The 223-nt window shown below is 60.5% G+C and carries 1 pseudogene; it reads left to right on the top strand.

Going from position 1 to position 223, the window contains the following annotated elements:
• A pseudogene (locus tag E4K09_RS24110) lies at window positions 1-210 on the top strand (hydrolase); the annotation flags it as partial.
• Window positions 211-223: the final 13 nt, after the last annotated feature.

Raw genomic sequence — 223 nt, 5'->3', positions numbered from 1 at the left:
GCGATGGAGCGAATGATCCAGGCAGGCGCCAGACCTATGACATCCTTGCAGTACCTGCTCGAACTCCAGCGCGACTGGGCTCGTACCGAGACCTACGACATGACCACCGGTATCGCGAAAAGGTTTGGCGGCGCCTATGGGCTCGGCATCATCTACGCCAAGACGATGTTCGGCGCGAGCGAGGGTTCCCACGCTCAGGCCGCTGAATAATCTGGTTCAGGGC

This window comes from Microvirga pakistanensis, assembly GCF_004458765.1.
In the GTDB taxonomy this organism is placed as follows: Bacteria; Pseudomonadota; Alphaproteobacteria; order Rhizobiales; family Beijerinckiaceae; genus Microvirga; species Microvirga pakistanensis.
This window is presented reverse-complemented; position numbering and strand designations above follow the sequence as displayed.